At 71.8% G+C, this 731-nt stretch carries 1 protein-coding gene and 1 pseudogene; one reads left to right on the top strand and one right to left on the bottom strand.

Annotated features, from left to right (window positions below; genetic code table 11):
• Positions 1–327 (bottom strand): cupin domain-containing protein (locus CCN51_RS35130; protein WP_483883457.1); only part of this gene is annotated, 327 nt, incomplete at its 3' end.
• 106 nt (positions 328–433) lie between these two features.
• On the opposite strand from CCN51_RS35130, the pseudogene CCN51_RS58195 reads away from it, so the two are divergent.
• Positions 434–731, top strand: a pseudogene (locus CCN51_RS58195) (MFS transporter); the annotation flags it as partial.

Here is a 731-nt window from a genome sequence, read left to right as displayed (position 1 = left end):
CGCCAGTACGGCGGGCCGGTCCAGGCCCAGCGGGTTGGCCTCCTCCGGCAGGCCGACGCCGTGCAGCACGGTGCGCCCGTACGCCCGGTGTTGGTGCAGGGTGCCGACGGGCACCCAGATCGCCCGGGTGGCCGGGACGACCCAGCTCCCGGCCTCGGTGGTCACCGACAGCACACCGCGCCCCGCGTAGACGACCTGGTGTACGTCATGGCGGTGTGCGGACAACCCGCTGCCCGGGTCCAGGAAGCGGGTGGTCGTCGGCGTATGCGGCCGGGCCGGGACGACGGTCCGGCGGGACGCTTGGCGTGCTTGGCGGGATACCGACATCACTTGGCAGTTTATCGGAAGCCCGCCACCCCGCGGCGCCCGGAGGATCGTCGGCGTGACACCGAAAAACCACTCCCGCGACCGCTCCGCATCCCGACCGATCACGATGATGGCCATCGGCCACGCGACCGTGGACTTCTACCAGGGCGCTGTGCCCACGCTGGTGCCGTTCCTGGTGGCCGAACGCCGCTACGGATACGCGGCGGCGTCCGGCATCGTGCTGGCGGCCACGCTCCTGTCCTCGATCGTGCAGCCCCTGTTCGGGGCGTTGACCGACCGGTGGACGATGCCCTGGCTGATCCCCGTGAGCTCCCTTGGCGCGGGTCTTGGCATCGCCCTGTCCGGGCCCGGCGATTCGTATGCGCTCACCTGCCTGGCGGTGGCCCTCTCGGGCATCGGGGTGG

It is taken from the genome of Streptomyces milbemycinicus (genome assembly GCF_002154605.1).
GTDB lineage: Bacteria > Actinomycetota > Actinomycetes > Streptomycetales > Streptomycetaceae > Streptomyces > Streptomyces milbemycinicus.
The sequence above is the reverse complement of the archived record's forward strand: the minus strand, read 5'-3'. Positions and strand labels throughout refer to the sequence as shown.